17 protein-coding genes are annotated in these 19,440 nt (G+C 70.3%); 12 read left to right on the forward strand and 5 right to left on the reverse strand.

The features are described from left to right. Positions 1–130 precede the first annotated feature (130 nt). Genes ACPW96_RS20840 through ACPW96_RS20850 form a run of 3 tightly spaced genes read left to right on the forward strand, consistent with a single transcriptional unit; the run spans position 131 to position 6,188 of the window. Entirely contained in the window at positions 131–895 is a 765-nt protein-coding gene (locus ACPW96_RS20840) for a hypothetical protein (RefSeq protein WP_425816694.1), read from the forward strand. Between the two features lie 8 nt (positions 896–903). Next, positions 904–4,833: a Pls/PosA family non-ribosomal peptide synthetase gene (locus ACPW96_RS20845; protein ID WP_425885447.1), complete on the forward strand. Its 3,930-nt coding sequence runs from the start codon at positions 904–906 to the stop codon at positions 4,831–4,833. Beyond that, positions 4,830–6,188, forward strand: coding sequence for a M1 family metallopeptidase (locus ACPW96_RS20850; RefSeq protein WP_425885449.1), 1,359 nt, complete (start codon positions 4,830–4,832; stop codon positions 6,186–6,188). The genes ACPW96_RS20845 and ACPW96_RS20850 overlap by 4 nt, the downstream gene beginning before the upstream one ends. On the opposite strand, the gene ACPW96_RS20855 is transcribed toward ACPW96_RS20850, so the two are convergent. Beyond that, positions 6,142–6,819, reverse strand: coding sequence for a 4'-phosphopantetheinyl transferase family protein (locus tag ACPW96_RS20855; RefSeq protein WP_425816688.1), 678 nt, complete (start codon positions 6,817–6,819; stop codon positions 6,142–6,144). The genes ACPW96_RS20850 and ACPW96_RS20855 overlap by 47 nt on opposite strands. Before the next feature lie 173 nt (positions 6,820–6,992). Here ACPW96_RS20855 and ACPW96_RS20860 point away from each other — a divergent pair, with 173 nt between their 5' ends. The 6 genes from ACPW96_RS20860 to ACPW96_RS20885 all read left to right on the forward strand — a co-directional run bounded on the left by ACPW96_RS20860 (position 6,993) and on the right by ACPW96_RS20885 (position 13,220). Continuing rightward, the gene (locus tag ACPW96_RS20860; protein WP_425816687.1) at positions 6,993–7,274 is read left to right on the forward strand and encodes a metal-sensitive transcriptional regulator; all 282 of its coding nucleotides are present in this window, start codon (positions 6,993–6,995) and stop codon (positions 7,272–7,274) included. Between the two features lie 31 nt (positions 7,275–7,305). Continuing rightward, positions 7,306–7,539 carry a heavy-metal-associated domain-containing protein gene (locus ACPW96_RS20865; protein WP_425885450.1) on the forward strand — a complete coding sequence of 78 codons (234 nt, stop codon included), beginning with the start codon at positions 7,306–7,308 and terminating at the stop codon, positions 7,537–7,539. Continuing rightward, positions 7,536–9,803, forward strand: a complete 2,268-nt coding sequence (locus ACPW96_RS20870) for a heavy metal translocating P-type ATPase (protein WP_425885452.1) — start codon at positions 7,536–7,538, stop codon at positions 9,801–9,803. The genes ACPW96_RS20865 and ACPW96_RS20870 overlap by 4 nt, the downstream gene beginning before the upstream one ends. A 45-nt stretch (positions 9,804–9,848) precedes the next feature. After that, complete coding sequence (locus ACPW96_RS20875) at positions 9,849–12,011, forward strand: heavy metal translocating P-type ATPase (protein ID WP_425885453.1); 2,163 nt, start codon at positions 9,849–9,851, stop codon at positions 12,009–12,011. A gap of 84 nt (positions 12,012–12,095) precedes the next feature. After that, on the forward strand, positions 12,096–12,641 hold the full coding sequence (locus ACPW96_RS20880; RefSeq protein ID WP_425816679.1) for a hypothetical protein: 546 nt from the start codon (positions 12,096–12,098) through the stop codon (positions 12,639–12,641). Positions 12,642–12,701: 60 nt separating this feature from the next. Further along, a complete protein-coding gene (locus ACPW96_RS20885) occupies positions 12,702–13,220 on the forward strand; it encodes a DUF1269 domain-containing protein (protein WP_425885455.1) in 519 nt (172 codons plus the stop codon). Between the two features lie 24 nt (positions 13,221–13,244). Here the strand turns inward: ACPW96_RS20885 and ACPW96_RS20890 are convergent, their stop codons facing one another. Next, on the reverse strand, positions 13,245–13,991 hold the full coding sequence (locus ACPW96_RS20890) for a patatin-like phospholipase family protein (RefSeq protein ID WP_425885457.1): 747 nt from the start codon (positions 13,989–13,991) through the stop codon (positions 13,245–13,247). Between the two features lie 128 nt (positions 13,992–14,119). Here ACPW96_RS20890 and ACPW96_RS20895 point away from each other — a divergent pair, with 128 nt between their 5' ends. Both ACPW96_RS20895 and ACPW96_RS20900 read left to right on the forward strand, forming a co-directional pair. Further along, positions 14,120–14,938, forward strand: a complete 819-nt coding sequence (locus ACPW96_RS20895) for an MOSC domain-containing protein (protein WP_425885459.1) — start codon at positions 14,120–14,122, stop codon at positions 14,936–14,938. Between the two features lie 66 nt (positions 14,939–15,004). Then, positions 15,005–15,832, forward strand: a complete 828-nt coding sequence (locus ACPW96_RS20900; RefSeq protein WP_425885461.1) for a VOC family protein — start codon at positions 15,005–15,007, stop codon at positions 15,830–15,832. A 69-nt stretch (positions 15,833–15,901) separates the two neighbouring features. Here ACPW96_RS20900 and ACPW96_RS20905 read toward each other — a convergent pair whose 3' ends face one another. Then, the gene (locus ACPW96_RS20905; protein ID WP_425885462.1) at positions 15,902–16,837 is read right to left on the reverse strand and encodes an NADP-dependent oxidoreductase; all 936 of its coding nucleotides are present in this window, start codon (positions 16,835–16,837) and stop codon (positions 15,902–15,904) included. A 149-nt stretch (positions 16,838–16,986) separates the two neighbouring features. Between ACPW96_RS20905 and ACPW96_RS20910 the strand changes: the two genes are divergently transcribed. Beyond that, the gene (locus ACPW96_RS20910; RefSeq protein ID WP_425885464.1) at positions 16,987–17,487 is read left to right on the forward strand and encodes a MarR family winged helix-turn-helix transcriptional regulator; all 501 of its coding nucleotides are present in this window, start codon (positions 16,987–16,989) and stop codon (positions 17,485–17,487) included. Positions 17,488–17,497: 10 nt separating this feature from the next. On the opposite strand, the gene ACPW96_RS20915 is transcribed toward ACPW96_RS20910, so the two are convergent. Beyond that, positions 17,498–18,166 (reverse strand): response regulator transcription factor, encoded by a 669-nt coding sequence (locus ACPW96_RS20915; RefSeq protein WP_425885466.1) that lies wholly within the window; start codon positions 18,164–18,166, stop codon positions 17,498–17,500. After that, positions 18,163–19,368 carry a sensor histidine kinase gene (locus ACPW96_RS20920; RefSeq protein WP_425885468.1) on the reverse strand — a complete coding sequence of 402 codons (1,206 nt, stop codon included), beginning with the start codon at positions 19,366–19,368 and terminating at the stop codon, positions 18,163–18,165. Before ACPW96_RS20920 ends, ACPW96_RS20915 begins: the two co-directional genes overlap by 4 nt. Between the last annotated feature and the right edge of the window lie 72 nt (positions 19,369–19,440).

Below are 19,440 nucleotides of genomic sequence, written 5' to 3' on the forward strand. Positions count from 1 at the left end.
CCCCCTGTGGGGATCCGGCTCGGGTCGGGCGGCTGAGTCGCTCCTCAGCCGTTCTTGTTGCCCCTGTAGCCTGTATCCCCTCTAGGAGGCGCCGATTCCGCGGGCTTCCGACGAAGGAGAAGGTGTCACGATGGCGAAGACCACCAAGGCGGAGAGGGCGGCCGGTGCCGCTCTGGATGCAGCCGCCGCAGCCGCAAGAGATGCGAAGAGGCTGAGCAGGACGCTGCCGAAGAAGGACGCGAAGAAGCTCCGATCGCTGGCCGACGACGCCAAGGATGCGTCGCAGGCGTCGAAGAAGAAGGTCGCGCGCCATCCCCGGAAGGTCGAGAAGAAGGCGGTGGCCGCCATCGCCCGGGTCGAGAAGGCGGCCGACAAGGCCGAGGGCAAGCTGGCCGACGCCAAGGCCGCCGCTGCGAAGAAGCAGAAGGCTGCGGCGAAGAAGGCTCTGGCTCAGAAGCCTGTGACCCTGACTCCGGTGGTCCAGAAGGCCGCGGAGCAGACGCCCGTGACGCCGAAGCCGGCAGCCCAGAAGCCTTCAGCCCAGAAGCCTGTCGCCCAGAAGCCTTCAGCCCCGAAGCCTGTCGCCCAGAAGCCCGTCGCCCAGAAGACCACGGCCAAGACGACCACGGCGAAGAAGCCTGTCGTGAGGCGGCCGCGCACCGCGAAGATCGCCGGAGACGATCCGGCTGTGGCGGCCGCGGATGTCGTGGAAACGGTCCTCAAGCCGACCCCGGTCGCCGTCGCGGCATCGTCCCCCGGGGCGAAGAACGAGCCGCCCGCCCAGAACCTGGCCTCGTTCACCATCGTTCAGCTGCGTGAGCGCGCTCGTGCCGCCGGACACACCGGGTTCTCCCGCTCGAACAAGGCGCAGTTGGTCGCGCTGCTGTCCTCCTGACAGCACCGATGCAGGAGCAGCTCGATCGGAGGGCCGCGGCGCCGTCCCCGCGGACGCTGATCGACATCCTGCGCGAGACGGCGGAGCGATTCCCGGAATCCTCGGCGATGGAGGACGCGGACGGCGCGCTGAGCTATGCCGAACTGCTCGCGCTCGTGGGCCGCATCGCCGTGCGCCTGCACGCGCAGGGCGTGTGTCGCGGCGACCGGGTCGGGGTTCGCATGCAGTCGGGCGGCCGCCAGCTGTATGCAGCGATCCTCGGGATCATGGCGGCGGGAGCGGCGTACGTGCCCGTGGACGCAGACGACCCACAGGAGCGCGCCGACCTGGTGTTCAGTGAAGCCGGCGTGAAGGGGGTGATCACCGGGAAGGGAGTGTTCGAGCCGTCGGCATCCACAGCGACGGATGCCGCGGCCGGGAACCTCTTCGCCGACATCCCGCACCCCAGCTCGCGTGACCGACCGTCCGTTCCCGCGCCCACCCTCGACGATGACGCATGGATCATCTTCACCTCGGGCTCGACGGGAGTGCCGAAGGGGGTCGCGGTCACCCATCGATCGGCCGCAGCCTTCGTCGATGCCGAGGCGCGCCTCTTCCTGCAGTCGGCACCGCTCGCACCGGGTGACCGGGTGCTGGCCGGTTTGTCCGTCGCGTTCGACGCGTCGTGCGAGGAGATGTGGCTCGCCTGGCGTCACGGCGCGTGCCTCGTTCCGGCGCCCCGCGCCCTGGTTCGATCGGGGGAAGATCTCGGACCGTGGCTCGTCGGCCACGGGATCACGGTGGTCTCCACGGTGCCGACGCTCGCCGCCCTGTGGCCGCAGGACGCGATCGAGAACGTGCGGCTCCTGATCTTCGGCGGTGAGGCATGCCCGCCCGACCTCGTCACACGACTCGTCGCGGAGGGGAGGGAGCTGTGGAACACGTACGGACCCACCGAGGCGACCGTCGTCGCGTGTGCGGCTCCGCTCGACGGGCAGGGGCCGGTGCGGATCGGACGGCCCCTCGACGGGTGGGCGCTCGCCGTCGTGGACCCGACCGGCGTACCGGTCGGCGACGGCGAGATCGGTGAGCTGATCATCGGCGGCGTCGGCCTCGCGCGCTACCTGGATGGTGCGAAGGATGCGGAGAAGTACGCCGGGATGCCGACCCTCGGGTGGGAACGCGCCTACCGCTCCGGGGACCTCGTCCGCATGGACCCCGCCGGCCTCGTCTTCCAGGGTCGCGCGGACGACCAGGTCAAGATCGGCGGTCGGCGCATCGAGCTCGGCGAGGTCGAGTCCGCTCTCCAATCGCTGAACGCCGTCACGGCGGCAACCGTGGTCGTGCAGCGCTCCGAGGGCGGGGTATCGCTCCTGGTCGGCTATGTCGTACCTGCCGAAGGGTTCGATCGCCGAACGGCCCGCGCCGAACTCGCGCACCTGCTGCCGGCGCCGCTGATCCCGCTCCTCGCCGTGGTCGACGACCTGCCTGTGCGCACGTCGGGCAAGGTCGACAAGGCGGCCCTGCCATGGCCGCTGACCGACACGGATGACGCACACTCCTCGCTGACGGGAACCGCGGCCTGGCTCGCGGAGCAGTGGGCAGCGGTGCTCGGCATCGGACCGTCCGACGAGGATGCGGACTTCTTCCAACTCGGCGGCGGCTCGCTCGCCGCCGCCCAGCTCGTCTCCCGCATCCGGAGTCGCGCGCCGGAGTTCACGATGTCGGACGTGTACGACCTCCCCCGCCTGCGTCAGATGGCCGATGCGGTCGAGGCGGAGGCAGCCGAACTCGGGGGCCTGCCGAACACGTTCAGCGTCCCGCGGCCGACCCCCCGGATCATGCAGTGGGTGCAGACCGCTGCGGGGGTGCCGCTCTTCATCTTCGCCGGCCTGAGGTGGACGTTCTGGCTGCTGGCGGCGAGCTGGATCCTGCGCCTCTTCCCCGGCTTCGACTTCCTGCCCGCGGCGCCGCTGTGGCTCGTTGTCATCGGACTCGTTCTCTTCGTGACACCGCTCGGAAGGATGGCGACATCCGCAGCGGTCGCCCGTCTCCTGCTCGGCGGAGTGCGGCCGGGCGACTACCCCCGTGGCGGAGGAGTGCACCTCCGGCTCTGGCTCGCCGAGCAGGTCGCCCACCAGGTGGATCCCGTGGGCATGGCGGGGGCGCCGTGGGTCAGCTACTACGCCCGCGCGCTCGGCGCGAAGCTCGGCGCGGACGTCGACCTGCACTCCCTTCCGCCGGTGACCGGCATGCTCGAGATCGCCGATGGCGCGGCGATCGAGCCGGAGGTCGACCTCTCCGGTTACTGGATCGACGGCGACACGGTGCGGATCGGCGGCATCCGGATCGGAGCGGGCGCGACGATCGGCACCCGCAGCACACTGGCCCCCGGGACGAGGATCGGCCGCCATGCGGAGATCGCACCGGGTTCCGCGGTCTTCGGTCGCGTCAGAGCCGGCCAGCGCTGGGCAGGCTCCCCTGCGGTGCGGGTCGGAGGCACATCCAACGCGCTCGCGCCTGAGCGCCCGCCCGCGCCACGGCGCTGGCTGTGGGCCTACGGCGTCTCCTCTGCCGTGCTCGGGCTGCTGCCCTTCGTCGCGATCGCCGTCGGCGGGATCGTGCTGGCGCAGGGGATCGCGGGAGCGTCCTCGATGGCTGAGGCGATACCCGGCGCGATCGCCTGGCTTCTGCCGGCGACGCTGGTCGTGGGCACCACGTTCGCCCTCTCCGTGTGCCTGCTCGTCCGGCTGCTGTCGATCCGACTCACCGAAGGTGTGCATCCGGTGCGCAGCCGGGTGGCATGGCAGGCGTGGACCATCGAACGGCTCCTGGATTCCGCGCGCACGCTGCTGTTCCCGCTCTACTCGAGCCTGTTCACCCCCCTGTGGCTGCGGATGCTCGGTGCCGACGTGGGAAAAGGCGTCGAGGCATCCACCGTGCTTCTCATCCCGTCGCTCACGACGATCGACGACGGGGCATTCCTCGCCGATGACACCATGGTCGCCACGTACGAGTTGAAGGGCGGCTGGATGCGGCTGGAGGGTGCGCGCATCGGGAAGCGCGCGTTCCTGGGCAACTCCGGCATGGCGGGCGCCGGCCACCGCGTTCCCCGCGACGGTCTCGTCGCGGTGCTCTCCGTGGCGCCGGAGAAGTCCAAGCCCGGATCCTCATGGCTCGGCTCGCCCGCGGTGCGCCTCCGGCGCGTGGTGAACGACGGCGACCTCGAGCGCACCTACCGGCCCCGTCGCTCTCTGCGCGTCGCGCGCGCGCTCTGGGAGCTGTGCCGCCTCATCCCGGTTCTCGTCACGTGCGCGATCGCTCTCGCCGTGCTGTTCACGCTGGCCTGGCTCATCGACACGTGGGGGCTCGCCTGGGCGATCCTCGGCTCGGGTGTCGTGCTGCTGCTCGCCGGTGCGGCCGCCGCCGTGATCACGACGATCGCGAAGTGGCTCTTCGTCGGTCCGATCCGCGCGGGCGAGCACCCGCTCTGGTCGAGCTTCGTCTGGCGGACGGAGGTCGCGGACACGTTCACCGAGATGGTCGCGGCGCCATGGTTCGCGAACGCGGCTGCCGGAACTCCCGCACTCGCGATGTGGCTGCGCTCGCTCGGCGCGAAGGTCGGCCGGGGCGTCTGGACCGACAGCTACTGGCTGCCCGAGCCCGACCTGGTCACCCTCGGAGACGGGGCGACGGTCAATCGCGGATGTGTGGTGCAGACGCATCTGTTCCATGATCGGGTGATGAGCATCGACACGGTCACACTCGGAGCGGGCGCGACGCTCGGGCCGCACAGCGTGATCCTGCCCGCCGCGAACATCGGCGCGAACGCGACCGTCGGCCCCGCCTCTCTCGTGATGCGAGGGGAGTCCGTCCCGATCGGCAGCAGGTGGAGCGGCAACCCCATCGGGCCGTGGCGTGCCGTGACGGTGCGGGTGTACCAGTCAGTGGACGCATGAGGGCCGATTCCTACACGCCGCAGAGCGGTGACCCGCGCATCGAGGTCGACCACTACGCCCTGACGCTCGACTACAAGGTGAGCACCAATCGGCTCAGCGGAACCGCGACCATCCGCGGACGGGTGGTCGCGGCCACGAAGGTGCTGGCGTTCGACCTGTTCGGGCTCCGGGCGACGAAGGTCACGACGGCGGGGGTGCGCGTGCCCGGCTTCCACCAGAGCGACCGCAAGCTGCGCATCACGCTTCCCGCACCGCTCGCACCGGGCGGCGGATTCGAGATCACGGTCGCCTACGCCGGCGCGCCGCGACCGCGCCGTTCCCGCTGGGGCACGATCGGCTGGGAGGAGCTCGACGACGGTGCGCTCGTCGCCGCCCAGCCGACCGGAGCCCCCACCTGGTTCCCCTGCAACGACATCCCGTCCGACAAGGCGACGTACCGCGTCTCCGTGACCACCGACCGCGCGTACACGGTCGTCGCGAGCGGGGTTCGCAGCGAGTTCACGACGCGCGGCGGAAAGTCGACGTGGGTCTTCGACCAGGCCTGCCCTACACCCACGTACCTGATGACGGTGCACATCGGTCACTACGTGGAGGAGGCCTTGGCACTCGGGGCAGCGGTCGGACGGCTGTACTACCCCGCCCGCCTCGCGGACCGGGTGCACGCCGACTTCGCAGACCTGCCACGGATGTTCTCGTGCTTCGAAGAGCTCTTCGGCCCGTACCCGCTTCCCGAGTACGCCGTGGTCGTCACGGATGACGAGCTGGAGATCCCGCTCGAGGCACAGGGAATCGCCGTGTTCGGCGCGAACCACGTGGCCGGTGCGGGAACGTACGAGCGGCTGGTCGCACACGAGCTCGCACACCAGTGGTTCGGCAACTGCGTCGGCGTCGCCAGGTGGAAGGACATCTGGCTCAACGAGGGCTTCGCGTGCTACGCGGAGTGGCTGTGGTCGGAGTACGCGGGCGGGCTCACGGCTCACGAGAACGCCCTCGCGCACAACGCGCGTCTAGCCGCGCTTCCGCAGGACCTCGTCCTGAGCGACCCGGGCCCCGACCTGATGTTCGACGACCGGGTGTACAAGCGGGGAGCGCTGACCCTGCACGCCCTCCGCCTCGCCGTGGGAGACCAGCCGTTCTTCGCTCTGCTGCGCACGTGGATCAAAACGTACGGCTCGTCGACGGCGACGACCGCGGACTTCGTGACCCTCGCCGTCGATGCCTTCGGGAAGTCGGCGGCAGGACTCCTGAACGCGTGGCTCGAACGACCGCGACTCCCCGACCTTCCGAGCGCCGGCGGCGAACGATCGATCAGGCGGCTCGCGACGCCGCGGCCGGACGAGCGACCGCCGCGCTGATCACGTGGCCCTCCGGGCCCGGGATCACCGCGGCATCCACGCTGTCGGATCGCCACGGCATCAGAACGGCACGCGAACCCGGCAACGACCCGCTCGCATGGTCGCCGATCCGCACGGTCGACAGGTCTGCTGTGACTCCACGACCGTCGGCCTTGAGCGCGGCCTCGAGGAGCGTCCACTCCGACGTGCTCGGCGGTCGCCCGGGCGCGAAGAGCGGGGCCAGCCCGCCGAGCGGAGAGTCCGCGCCGTCGCTCGGACGCCGCTCGATGTCAATGCCCACGCCGGACGCGTGGGCACATGCGACGGCCGCCACGGCCACGATGTCTCCCGCATAGCTCACGCTGACCTCTACCGGGACGCGCGCGAAGCGCGGGCGCCCGTGCTCTGCGCCACATCGCTCGCACGTCGATCCCATGGTGAGGTCCGCGCCTTCGTGGGCTTCGTCGATCAGGGCCGCCAAGAGGCGTCGACCAGCGAGGAATCTGCGCGCCGCGGGCTCCTCGAGGGCGGCGAACCTTCGGCGCTGCTGATCTCCGAAGCGCGCGAGCACATCCGCCGCCAGCGGTGCGGATGCCGCGGCATCCATCCAGGCGAGTCGCACAGGACCGAACGTTCCGCGACCGACCACCATCGGCCCAGGATACGTCGGCCGCCGCTCCACGAGGTGGGCAGCCGATAGTTTCCGCATGCCCGTCGGCGCAGTTGGCCATCCCTCGGATCCAGGGCGCAGCCTGGCATGAGGGTCGGCGGGAATTTTCCCCTCCGATTCGCCGTTTCTATACCGTAGGGGGGTATGGTATTCGCATGAACGGTTACGTGGCCAACAAGGAAGACCTGCTGAAGCGGCTCGGTCGCGCTGAGGGCCAGGTGCGCGGCATCGCGCGGATGGTCGATGAAGAGAAGTACTGCATCGACATCCTCACCCAGGTGTCCGCGGCGACGAAGGCGCTCGAAACGGTCGCCCTCTCGCTCCTCGCCGACCACCTCACTCACTGCGTAGCCGAAGCCAGTGCCGAAGGCGGACCCGTCGCCGCGGAGAAGATCCGCGAGGCGAATGAAGCCATCGCGCGCCTCGTCCGCTCCTGAGCACACCAACCCCCACTCGAAGGAGACACCCATGACCATAAACGACCGCACCGAGATCCTGGTCGCCGGAATGACGTGCGCGCACTGCGCCATGAGCGTCAAGGAAGAACTCACCGCCCTGGAGGGCGTGGAGAGCGTATCCGTCGACCTGAACGCCGGTGGCGCGTCCCGCGTCACGATCGAGAGCGCCGCACCGCTCGACGCCGCGACCGTCCAGGCCGCCGTCGAGGAGGCCGGTTACACCCTCGCAGGCGCACCAGCATGAGCACCGTCGACGTCGAGCTCGAAATCACCGGGATGACGTGCGCATCGTGCGCCACCCGGATCGAACGCAAGCTGAACAAGCTTCCCGGAGTGGAGGCCACGGTGAACTACGCCACCGAGAAGGCAAGCGTTCGAGGGCACGACGTCGACCCCGCCGACCTCATCGCCGCGGTGGAATCCGCCGGCTACCGGGCCGCGCTTCCCGCACCGCCGGTCGACCGCACCGACGCTTCCGGGAACGCCTCACCCCAGAATGACGAGGTCGCCTCCCTGCGCCGCCGGCTGCTGATCAGCACCGCCCTCGCCCTGCCGGTGGCCGTGCTGTCGATGATCCCCGCGCTGCAGTTCACCTACTGGCAGTGGCTGGCCCTCACGCTCACAGCCCCTGTGGCCGTGTGGGGCGCTTGGCCGTTTCACCGCGCCGCGGCCATCAACGCCCGTCACGGTGCCGCGACGATGGACACACTGATCAGCCTCGGGGTGATCGCGGCGTTCGGATGGTCGCTGTACGCGCTGTTCTTCGGTGGGGCCGGGATGCCGGGTATGACGATGAGCTTCACGCTGATCGGCGCACCGCAGGCCGGCGGTCACGAGATCTACCTCGAGGTCGCCGCCCTGGTGACCGTCTTCATCCTCGCCGGCCGGTACGCCGAAGCACGCGCCAAGAAGTCCTCCTTCGAGGCGCTGCGCGCGCTCCTCGAACTGGGGGCGAAAGATGCCACCCGGCTGATGAACGGCGTCGAGCAGAGGGTGCCCGTCACCCAGCTCGTCGTCGGCGACATCGTTCTGGTGCGCCCCGGCGAGAAGATCCCGTCGGACGGGCTCGTGACCGATGGATCCTCGGCCATAGACGCCGGCATGCTCACCGGCGAGTCCATCCCCGTCGAGGTCACCCCGGGATCCCGAGTGGTCGGCGCGACGGTCAACGTCGGCGGCCGGCTGACGGTCGAGGTGACCCGCGTCGGCGCCGACACCGAGCTCGCGCGGATGGGTCGGCTCGTGGAGCAGGCGCAGGCCGGAAAGGCCTCCGTGCAGCGTCTCGCCGACCGGGTCTCCGCCGTGTTCGTTCCCGTCGTGATCCTGCTCGCGGTCGCGGCGTTCGGAGGGTGGCTTCTGGTCGGAGGCTCCCTCGAACTGGCTTTCACCGCCGCGGTGGCGACGCTGATCATCGCGTGCCCATGCGCCCTCGGGCTGGCGACCCCCACCGCCCTGCTGGTCGGCACCGGACGCGGCTCGCAGCTCGGAATCCTCATCAGTGGACCCCAGGTGCTGGAGCAGACCCGCAAGGTGGACACGATCGTGCTGGACAAGACCGGCACCGTCACCACCGGCCGGATGACCGCCACAGAGATCCTTCCCGCACCCGGCGTCGCCCGAGACGAGCTGCTGCGCGTCGCCGCCGCCGTGGAATCCGGTTCGGAGCACCCGGTGGCCCGCGCGATCGTGACGGCGGCGCCGACCGTGCCGCACGCCGAGACCTTCGCCTCGCACGCCGGGCTGGGTGTCCAGGGCATGGTGGACAGGTCGCTGGTGATCGCTGGCCGCCCGTCGTGGGTGCGGGAGCAGTGGACCATCCGCCCGTCTGCCCGCGCACAGCGGGAGGCCGACGCGCTGGCGGCAGGAGGCGCAACGGTCGTGATGGTCGCCCGCGACGGCGAGTACCTCGGTGCGATCGCCGTCGCAGACACCGTCAAACCGACCAGCGTCGAGGCGATCAGGCGCTTCCGCGCGCTGGGCCTCCGACCGATCCTGCTCACCGGCGACAACGAGGGTGCGGCCTTGCAGGTCGCGTCGCTCGTGGGAATCGACGAGGTGCACGCCGGCATGAGCCCTGCGGGCAAGCTCGATGTGATCCGCCGTCTGCAGGCGCAGGGACGCGTGGTCGCCATGGTCGGGGACGGCGTGAACGACGGCGCCGCACTGGCCGCTGCGGATCTCGGTCTGGCGATGGGCGGCGGCACCGACGCGGCGATCGCGGCCAGCGACATCACCATCGTCTCCGGCGATCTCCTCGTCGTCGCGGACGCGATCCGCCTGGCTCGCAGAACCTTGGGCACGATCAAGGGCAACCTGTTCTGGGCGTTCGCGTACAACGTCGCCGCCGTTCCGATCGCCATGCTGGGCCTGCTCAACCCCCTGGTCGCCGCCGCCGCGATGGCGTTCTCATCCGTGTTCGTGGTGACCAACAGCCTGCGGCTGCGCACCTTCAACCGGGTCGCGGTCCCCGCCCTCCCCACTGACGAACGGGTCCCCGAGCCCGTCTGAGAAGCGCACCCGCGCCCCGCGGGCGTGACAGTGAAGGACCCCATCATGAGCCAGCACAATCATCAGCACACGGCGATCACCGACCGCGAGATGCTCGAGCAGCACGAGCAGCACGAGCAGCACGAGCAGCACGAGCAGCACGAGCAGCACGAGCACGGCACCCCGGCGCCCTCTGCGCACGGTGTCGCCGGTCACGGCGGTCACGGGCGTCACGGTGGCCACGCCGGGCACGGTGGCCATGTCGGCCGGTTCCGCCGGCTGTTCTGGATCATGCTCGTGCTCGCCGTGCCGGTGATCGCCTTCTCGTCGATGTTCGCGATGATCATCGGCTACTCGCTTCCCGATGCGGGATGGGTGGGCTGGGTCTCACCGGTCGTGGGCACCGTCATGTACGTGTGGGGCGGCGCACCGTTCCTCACCGGGGCGGTCGGGGAGCTGCGCGCGCGCAAACCGGGGATGATGCTGCTGATCGGGCTCGCGATCACCGTCGCGTTCCTCGCCTCCTGGGGCGCGAGCCTCGGAGTCCTCTCCCACCAGCTGGACTTCTGGTGGGAGCTCGCGCTGCTGATCGTGATCATGCTCCTCGGTCACTGGATAGAGATGCGCTCCCTGGCGCAGACCACTTCCGCGCTGGACTCGCTCGCCGCGCTCCTGCCGGATGAGGCGGAGAAGGTGCAGGGCGACGCCATCCTTTCGGTGGCCCCATCGGCACTCGTGGTCGGCGACATCGTGGTGGTCCGTCCAGGCGGCCGCGTGCCCGCGGACGGACGGATCGTGCAGGGGTCGGCGTCGATGGACGAGTCGATGATCACCGGCGAATCCCGGGCCGTGCGCCGCGCCGATGGCGACGCGGTCGTCGCCGGCACCGTCGCCACCGACTCGGGCGTGCGCATCCGGATCACTGCGGTCGGCGAGGACACCGCCCTCGCCGGCATCCGGCGACTCGTGGCGGAGGCGCAGAACTCCTCGTCTCGCGCGCAGCGGCTCGCCGACCGCGCGGCGGGGTGGCTGTTCTGGTTCGCACTCGTCGCAGCGGCGGTCACCGCCCTGGTGTGGACCGCCCTCGGTCAGCCGGATGACGCGGTGATCCGCACGATCACCGTCCTCGTCATCGCCTGCCCGCACGCGCTCGGACTGGCGATCCCGCTGGTCGTGTCCATCGCCACCGAGCGCGCCGCCCGCGCAGGAGTGCTGGTGAAGGATCGGCTGGCGCTGGAGAGCATGCGCACGGTCGACACGGTTCTCTTCGACAAGACCGGCACGCTGACCAAGGGAACCCCCGCGGTGACGGGCATCGAGACAGCCGAGCCTTCGACCTCCGCGGATGACCTGCTCGCGCTTGCCGCCGCCGCCGAGGCGGATTCCGAGCACCCCCTGGCTCGGGCGATCGTGAACGCGGCGCGGCACAAGGGCCTCACCATTCCCGGCTCCATCGACTTCGAGTCCTCGCCCGCTGCGGGGGTGCGCGCCCGCGTCGGCCGGCGAACAGTCCGGGTCGGCGGTCCGAACATGCTGCGGCAGGAGAACGCGGCCGAACTGCCCATCACGAGCGAATGGCAGAACGAGGGCGCGATCATCCTCCACGTTCTCGTCGACGGAAAGGTCGCCGGCGCGCTGCGCCTTGCGGACGAGATCCGCACCGAGTCGCGGGAAGCCGTCGCCGCTCTGCACGAGCGAGGCGTGGAGGTCGTGATGATCACCGGTGACGCGGAGGCGGTGGCGGGCGCGGTGGCGGCCGAGCTCGGCATCCACCGGTTCTTCGCCGGCGTCCGCCCGGAGGACAAGGCAGCCACCATGAAGGGACTGCAGGCCGAGGGTCGCAAGGTCGCGATGGTCGGCGACGGCGTCAACGACGCCCCCGCGCTCGCACAGGCCGACGTCGGCATCGCTATCGGCGCCGGCACCGACGTGGCCATCGCCTCGGCGGGCGTCATCCTCGCCAGCGATGACCCCCGCTCGGTGCTGTCGGTGATCGAACTCTCGCGGGCAAGCTACCGAAAGATGAAGCAGAACCTGTGGTGGGCCGCCGGCTACAACCTGATCTCGGTCCCCCTCGCTGCCGGCATCCTCGCCCCGATCGGCTTCGTGCTGCCGATGTCCGTCGGCGCGATCCTGATGTCACTGTCCACCATCGTGGTCGCGCTCAACGCGCAGCTCCTGCGCCGACTCGATCTCAGCCCCGAGGCCGTGATCGGGCGCACCCGATAGCGACCGCGGCTGTATCAGAGCGTCGACTGCCGCGCTCTTCTGTTCACACGCGCCAACCAGGCGCCGCAGACGATCGGGGCGACGATGCAGCCTTTTGTGGAACTACAGGTCGGGAGCGGGCTCCGCGGGGTCACGAAGCTTCGATGGCGGGAGTGGCCGACCCGCACCTGGCTCAGCTGGACACTGGCCGGGATCTTCATCGCGGCGGCCGTCTTCACGTGCTATCTGCTCGCGCCCCCGGCAAACGAGCTGCCGTCGTGGGTTCACACGGTGCGCCTCATCGGCGGCGGGGTGCTCGTACTCATGGTCGCCGTGCGCCTGCTGATGGAGGCGACAGTGTCGAAACCCCGGCCCGGGGAGGTTCCCGCCGGGGACCGGAAACTGATGGATCCGTGGTGGTCGACCATCCACACCTCGACCGGAGTCGTGCTCGGGCTCTGGCTCATCCCGTTCCTCGTCGTCGCCATCCTGACCGTCCTCTGGGAGGTCGTGGAGACGAGCGTTCCTGGTTTCGGCGATGAGGAGATCAACGGCAACCGGATGTTCGACATCCTGCTGGCGTGGACCGGATGGCTGGTTGCGGCGGTCATCATCGCGTGGGGCTCCGGCGTTCCGCTGCCCGTCATCTGAGACCGCCCTTCCTCTCCGAGGACGCGACCGCCAGGATGGCCGTGAGTGAAAGGAATTCTCATGGCCGACCGTAACTACATCCTGCTCGTCGTCGCCTATGACGACGACGCCTCCGCGCGGGAGGACTTCACGAGGATCAACGCGCTGGAGGACACCGCCGTCACCGCCGCCGTCGTCCTCTCGCGCGACTCCGAGGGGAAGGTGGAGGTGAAAGAGCACGGCGGCGGACTCATCCGCAACGGGACAGGCATCGGGGCCGTCGGCGGGCTCGTGGTGGGTCTGTTCGCGCCGCCTCTGCTGCTTTCCGGACTCGTCGGGGCGGGCATCGGCGCCGGCGTCGCAGCGATCGCACGGCATCACGAAGAGAAGAAGATCGGGGTGGATGCTGAGGAGTGGCTGCCCGCCGGCTCTTCCGCGATCGTCGCACTGGTGGATGATCTCTACCTCGACCGCGTCGACGCAGCGATCGAGCGCGCCACCAAGAAGGTCGACAAGGCGATCGACAAGGGCGACTACGACGCCGTCGCGAAAGCCGTCAACGAGGGCGACGAGAAGATCATCGAGGCGATCCAGTCCTGACCAGCGGGGCGGCGCACGGCTCCGTCAGCTGCGCGGGAGCGCGTGCACCGCGTCCAGGGCGCGGCGCGCCGCGCGCCGTCCTTCCTCGATGAGGTGCGGCACGTCGCCCATCGACCACTGCGCCAGCCCTTCCATCTCGGGTTGGATGAGGATGACCGATGGGTCTTCCTGGAGCTCTGCGGCGGTGGAGGCGACGCGCATCATCCTCACGTTCTCCCACTTCGCGTGCAGGCGCACCACGATGACGGTCTTCGCGCCCAAGCCCCGTGTCGCGGCGACGGGCACGTTGTCGACCATTCCTCCGTCCATGAGCACCTGACGGCCGCGGCGAACAGGCGGCAGAAGGCCGGGAACGGCGATCGTGGCCCGCAGCGCGACGTTCAGCGGGCCCCTGTCCAGAACGACCGCCTGACGGGTTCGAAGATCCGTCGCCACGGCCGCGAAGCGTCGTGGCAGCTCCTCGATGAGCGGATCATCGCCGAAAGTGCGATGGATGGCGTCCGTCAACGCGCCGGAGTCGAGCAAGCCGAGTCGTGGGGTGAGCGACATGCGGGCGATCGAACTCCAGCGGAAGGCCGATGCCGCTCGTTCGATCGCCTCCTGGGGGACCCGGGCCGCATAAGCGGCCGCCACCAGCGCCCCCGAACTCGTGCCCGCGACGATGCCGGGATGGATGCCGCGGTCGCGGAGCTCCTGGAGCACTCCCACGTGCGCGGCGCCGTACGCCCCGCCGCCGCTGAGGGTGAGTCCCAGGCTCTTGTCGTCAGTCATGATGCCGCCAGCTCACGCTACCAGCGCCATCCACGGGGCACAGGTGCCCACGGAAGTGCCCGCAGCAAGTCGGCCGACCGGGGGCGACCGGGGCCGCTCCCCGGACGCCTTCGCGGTAGCGTTTGAGCGTGCAGGTGACCAGGCTCCGCGTCTACCCCGTCAAGTCGTTGGCGGGTCTGGAGGTCGGGTCGGCAAGGGTCCTGCCGTGGGGGCTCGCGGACGACCGCCGTTGGGCGGTGGTCGATCCGCACGGCGAACCCGTCACCGCGCGAGAGGCGAACGCGCTTCTCTCGCTCGGTGCCGTGGTGCTCGATGACGGCGCCCTGCTGCTGAGCGACCGAGACGCGGAGTCGTTGCGCGTTCCCGTACCACGGGGCGCGGGGCCGGTCGCGGTCGGGCAATCTCGACAGGGCTCGGCGCTGCCGGCCGATTCGGGCTCCGCGGCCTGGCTGAGTGCCCGGCTCGGGCGCCCGGTGCGACTGGTCTGGCAGCCCGATCCGCTGGTTCGACCGGTGAATCCGTCCCTCGGCGGGCATCCGGGTGATCGAGTGTCTCTCGCCGACGTGGCCCCCTTGCTGCTGGCCAGCGAGTCCTCGCTGGCGCAGCTCGACCGGTGGACCGACGAGGGCACACCGCCGATGGACATGCTCCGCTTCCGCCCCAACGTGGTCGTCGATGGCGACCCGGATGCGCCTTTCGCCGAGGATGCGTGGCCGTTCGTGCAGCTCGGCGACGTGCGCTTCCGGGTGAGCGGCGTGTGCGACCGGTGCGTGATGACGACGATCGATCCCGGGTCGCTGGCACGCGGCAAGGAGCCCATCCGCACGCTCGCGAAGCACCGCAGCTGGGACGGGAAGACCTGGTTCGGCGTGTGGCTCGTCCCCCAGCTGACGGCGTCGCCGACGCCCGCGGTCATCGCCGTCGGCGACGCGGTGGTACCCGGCTGAACCTCGGCACGGCGACGTGTCGGCGGGGCCGAGTACGGTGATCGGGAAACCGGTGAAGGAGCACTCATGGACCACACACCGCATCCACCGCGCACCTACCCGGCGGGCGTGCCGTGCTGGGTCGACGTCGAGGCACGGGATGTGCGGGCGGCCGCCGACTTCTATGCCGCACTGTTCGGCTGGAGCTACGCCGAGGCCGGCGAGCCCGGCGCCGGCGACCCGTACCTGTTCGCCCGGCTCGACGGACGCGATGTCGGCGCCATCCAGGCGGGCGACTCGGACGCCGGGTGGGTGAGCTACATCTCCTGCGACGACGTGGAGAAGACCTGCGCCCGTGTCGAAAGACAGGGCGGCGAGGTCCTCGTCCCGCCGTCGGAAGGCGGCGAGTACGGACGCACCGCGACCTGCCGGGACCCACAGGCGGCGCTCTTCCGCCTGTGGCAGCCCGGTACGCACCACGGGTCGCAGATCGTGAACACTCCCGGTGCATGGAACTTCAGCGACCTGCACACTCCCGATCCGGAGGCCGCGCTCGCCTTCTACGGCGAGTTGTTCGGCTGGACGGTGGACCCCCGTCTCGGAGCCGGCATGATCCGCCTCCCCGGATACGGGAACCACCTGGCCGCGACGAGCGACCCGGACATCCACACACGCCAGGAGTCCCTGCCCGAGGGCTTCGCCGACGTTATCGCCGGCCTCACCCCGGGTGCTCCGAAATCGTCATGGCAGATCCGGTTCGCCGTCGCAGACCGCGACGCAAGCGTCGCCGTCGCCAAGGAGCAGGGAGCGACGATCGAGTCCCAGGCCGACACGGAGTGGTCGAAGGACGCGGTCGTCGTGGACCCCCAGGGCGCTCGGTTCATCGTGAGCGAGTTCGCCCCGGGCGAGGGTTAGGCCCTGCGACGCGAGAGGCCACCGATAGCTCACGCGGCTCCCGTGGGCGGACGACACTGCTCGCGCGGTCTACGACCGCGACGTCGGCGTGAGCACCACTTTGCCGCGGAGCTTCCCCGCCTCGGCCATGGTGTGCACCGCGGCGAGGTCGTCGAGAGAGTGGCGCTCACTGACATCGACTCGCAGCTCCCCTGCGTCCACCAGCTCCGCCAGTCGAGTCAACTGAGTCGCGTCGCTGCGCGCGAACACCGCCACGGTGCGCACTCCCCCGGCGGGCTCGCCCGGTGTGGTGGTGGAGACGAAGACACCCCCTGGTGCGACGAGCGCGACGAGGGCCGCCGTCTCGGCGGGCGTCGTGCGCACGAAGTTGAGCACCGCATCGACCGGTTCCGTCAGGGCCTCGACCACCGGCGTGGACGTGTAGTCGATGACCTGCGAGGCGCCGTCGGAGACGACCGCGTCGCGGCTGCGGGGGCTCGCCGTGGCGATCACCGTCGCGCCGGCGCGGGCGGCGAGCTGCACGGCGAATCCGCCGACGCCGCCACCGGCGCCGTTGACGAGCACGCGCTGACCGGCGCGGACGTCCGCCTGCTCGATGACCGCCTGCCAGGCAGTGAGGCCGCTCGATGCCAGCGTCGCCGCGTCGGCGAGGGGGATGGATGCCGGAGCCGCCGCGAGCAGTTCGGCGCTCACGATCGCATACTCCGCGGATGCTCCGGATGAGGTCGGAGGGAGGAAGGCGACGACATTCCCGCCGACGAGGTCGGGCGCCACCCCCTCGCCGACGGCGACCACGGTGCCGCTGACGTCGATGCCCGGGACGTGAGGAAGCTCCATGGGGAAGACGCTCGCCAGGTAACCGGCGCGGATCGTGGCGTCGACCTGGTTGAACGTGGTGCCGGCGACACGGACGAGGACTTCGCCGGCCCCGGGTGCGGGGAGGGGAAACTCCACCGCCTCGAGGACGGAGGGTTCGCCGTACTGGGTGAATTGGATGGCGCGCATGATCGTGATTCCTTTCGTCTGGGTTCGGGCCGCGAGTCGCGGATCGCCGGTGGCATTCCTTCAAATTCGAACCACCTTGGTGAGTGAGAACGCCGACTTGCGGTGATGTATTTCCAATTCGCACCAAAAGTTCGCCGTAGGATTTCGACATGCCCCGTCGCGTGATTCCGCCGACCCTTCCCCCGGAGTTCGGGGTGTACTTCGCGCTCCTCGAGGTGAGCGGGCTCCTCCGGCAGGGGAGCGAACGACAGCTCCGAGAAGAGGGCGGGCTGAGCTTCGTGCAGTTCCAGATCCTCGCCACGCTGGGCGAGGACCCCACGACGCCCCGCAGCATGACCTACCTCGCCGACCGGCTCGTCCACAGCAAGAGCGGCCTGACCTACCAGGTGGGCCGGCTCGAGCAGGCGGGACTCGTGAGCCGCACCCCTTCCCCCGATGATGACCGCGGCGTGAACGCCACCCTCACGGCCGACGGCGCCGCCCTTCTCGCCCGCGTGCTCCCCGGGCATGTGGCGATGGTTCAGCAGGTCTTCGTGGATGCGCTGGGCGCCGCCGACCGGGACCAGCTCACCCGGCTCCTCGACCTCGTCGCGCGCCACATGAGGCCGCGCCCGCCGCGCTCCGCCCGCGTCGCGGCGAAACCGGCCTAGCTCAAGGGGCTCAGCCCGTTCCCGGCGCGAGCAGACCGCTCTCGTACGCGAGGATCACGAGCTGCGCACGGTCGTGGGCGTACACCTTCGTCATGATGCGATTGACGTGCGTCTTCGCGGTGTGGGGCGAGATGAACAGCTCGTCCGCGATCTCCTGGTTCGAGCGTCCACGGGCCACGAGCAGCAGCACTTCCCGCTCGCGCTCGGTGAGCTGCTCGAGCTCCACAGGCACGGCGACGGGCGCCGGTGCCCGCGGCAGCACATACCGGGTGATGAGGCCCCTCGTCGCGGTGGGCGAGAGAAGCGCGTCGCCGGCATGCACGGCCCGAACGGCCCGCACGATCTCGTCCGGCTCGGAGCCCTTGCCGATGAAGCCGCTCGCACCGGCGCGCAGCGCGTCGACGAGGTACTCGTCCTCCTCGAACGTCGTCAGGATGAGCACCCGGCTCGATGCCAGCGCCGGATCGGCGCAGATCGCGGCCGTCGCCGCGATGCCGTCGAGCTCCGGCATCCGGATGTCCATCAGAACGATGTCGGGAAGAAGAGCGGATGCCGCGGCCACGGCCTCCCGGCCGTTGACGGCCTGCCCCACGACGGCGATCCCCGGCTCGCCGCCGAGGATGTCGGCGACCGCCTGCCGGATCAGAGCCTGGTCGTCCACGACGAGCACGGTGATCACGTCGAGCTCTCCTCGGGAAGAGGCAGCGTCGCCGCGATGCGGTAACCGCCGGGCGTCGGACCGGTCTCGACCGATCCGCGCACCGACGCCACGCGCTCCCGAAGGCCGAGCAGTCCCCGGCCGCCGGTGCCGGCGTCGAGGTCGACCGGGTCGGCCGCCGCCGACGGAACGGGGTTGCTCACCGCGACGTCCACCTGCCGGTCGCCGACAGCGACGAGCACGTGCGCGCGATGCTCGGCTCCGTGCTTGTGCGCGTTGGTCAGGCCCTCCTGGATGACCCGGTACGCCACCAGATCGACAGCTCCGGGAAGCCGCGAGATGTCACCATCGACCCGCACGGTGACGCGCAGACCGCTCTCGCCGAACCGGCCGACCAGCTCGTCCAGCCGGGCGAGCCCCGGCTGGGGCGCCGCTCCGATTCCACTGGACCCGTCGTCCTCCGCGCGCAGCATCGCGAGCAGATCGCCGATCTCGGCCAGCACCGCGCGCGACGCGACGCGGATCGTGCTCAGCGCCTCGCGGGCCTTCTCAGGCCGGGATTCGAGCGCGGATGACGCGACCCCCGCGTTGAGGCTGATCACCGAGATCTGATGGGCCACGGCGTCGTGCAGGTCGCGCGCGATGCGCAGGCGCTCCTCGGTGACGCGACGCCGGGCCTCCGAATCGCGGGTCTGCTCGGCCCGCTCGGCCCGCTCGGTCACGGCCCGCACGTACTCCCGTCGCGAACGGGTCGCGTCACCCGCCGCGGCGGCGAAGGCCACGGTGACGGCGAACTGGAAGGCTCGCGGGTCGAGCACGTCGCTGATGGTCGCCAATCGGCTGAGCGGCAGGATCACCACGATGGCGACCACCGCCACGAGGATGGTCGTCCGCCGGTTCGTCCGGTTGGCGACACCGAACATCGTGATGGCGGTCGCGAGAACGATGCCGGGTGCGAGCGTGCCTGTGAACGCGGCGATGCCGTACAGCAGCACACAGACGGCCAGGGCCGGGATCGGCAGCCGGCGGCGCACCGGAATCACGAGCACCGGGGCCAGTGCGATTGCAAGGGTCAGGGGGCTGGCGGGGCGGAACTCCTCGCCGGTGTAGGGCACGAAGGCGGCGGCGACGATGAAGAGCCCGGCGATGACGTCGCCGACCCACCCCGGGAACCACGGTCGAGGCGGCGCGGGATTGCGCACCCGGTCCTCGGCGGTCGTCATCCACCCAGTGTGACGGTGCGGGCCCGACGCGGCATCCACCCCACGCGGCATGCGCCGTACCGCATGCGCAGT

Source organism: Micromonospora sp. DT81.3 (assembly GCF_049847225.1).
Taxonomy (GTDB): domain Bacteria; phylum Actinomycetota; class Actinomycetes; order Actinomycetales; family Microbacteriaceae; genus Microbacterium.

Excerpts from the sequence above, each read along its gene's own strand:
- ACPW96_RS20840 (WP_425816694.1), top strand. The coding sequence starts at position 131 with ATGGCGAAGACCACCAAGGCGGAGAGGGCGGCCGGTGCCGCTCTGGAT.
- ACPW96_RS20845 (WP_425885447.1), top strand. The coding sequence starts at position 904 with ATGCAGGAGCAGCTCGATCGGAGGGCCGCGGCGCCGTCCCCGCGGACG.
- ACPW96_RS20850 (WP_425885449.1), top strand. The coding sequence starts at position 4,830 with ATGAGGGCCGATTCCTACACGCCGCAGAGCGGTGACCCGCGCATCGAG.
- ACPW96_RS20855 (WP_425816688.1), bottom strand. The coding sequence starts at position 6,819 with ATGGTGGTCGGTCGCGGAACGTTCGGTCCTGTGCGACTCGCCTGGATG.
- ACPW96_RS20860 (WP_425816687.1), top strand. The coding sequence starts at position 6,993 with ATGAACGGTTACGTGGCCAACAAGGAAGACCTGCTGAAGCGGCTCGGT.
- ACPW96_RS20865 (WP_425885450.1), top strand. The coding sequence starts at position 7,306 with ATGACCATAAACGACCGCACCGAGATCCTGGTCGCCGGAATGACGTGC.
- ACPW96_RS20870 (WP_425885452.1), top strand. The coding sequence starts at position 7,536 with ATGAGCACCGTCGACGTCGAGCTCGAAATCACCGGGATGACGTGCGCA.
- ACPW96_RS20875 (WP_425885453.1), top strand. The coding sequence starts at position 9,849 with ATGAGCCAGCACAATCATCAGCACACGGCGATCACCGACCGCGAGATG.
- ACPW96_RS20880 (WP_425816679.1), top strand. The coding sequence starts at position 12,096 with ATGCAGCCTTTTGTGGAACTACAGGTCGGGAGCGGGCTCCGCGGGGTC.
- ACPW96_RS20885 (WP_425885455.1), top strand. The coding sequence starts at position 12,702 with ATGGCCGACCGTAACTACATCCTGCTCGTCGTCGCCTATGACGACGAC.
- ACPW96_RS20890 (WP_425885457.1), bottom strand. The coding sequence starts at position 13,991 with ATGACTGACGACAAGAGCCTGGGACTCACCCTCAGCGGCGGCGGGGCG.
- ACPW96_RS20900 (WP_425885461.1), top strand. The coding sequence starts at position 15,005 with ATGGACCACACACCGCATCCACCGCGCACCTACCCGGCGGGCGTGCCG.
- ACPW96_RS20905 (WP_425885462.1), bottom strand. The coding sequence starts at position 16,837 with ATGCGCGCCATCCAATTCACCCAGTACGGCGAACCCTCCGTCCTCGAG.
- ACPW96_RS20910 (WP_425885464.1), top strand. The coding sequence starts at position 16,987 with ATGCCCCGTCGCGTGATTCCGCCGACCCTTCCCCCGGAGTTCGGGGTG.
- ACPW96_RS20920 (WP_425885468.1), bottom strand. The coding sequence starts at position 19,368 with ATGACGACCGCCGAGGACCGGGTGCGCAATCCCGCGCCGCCTCGACCG.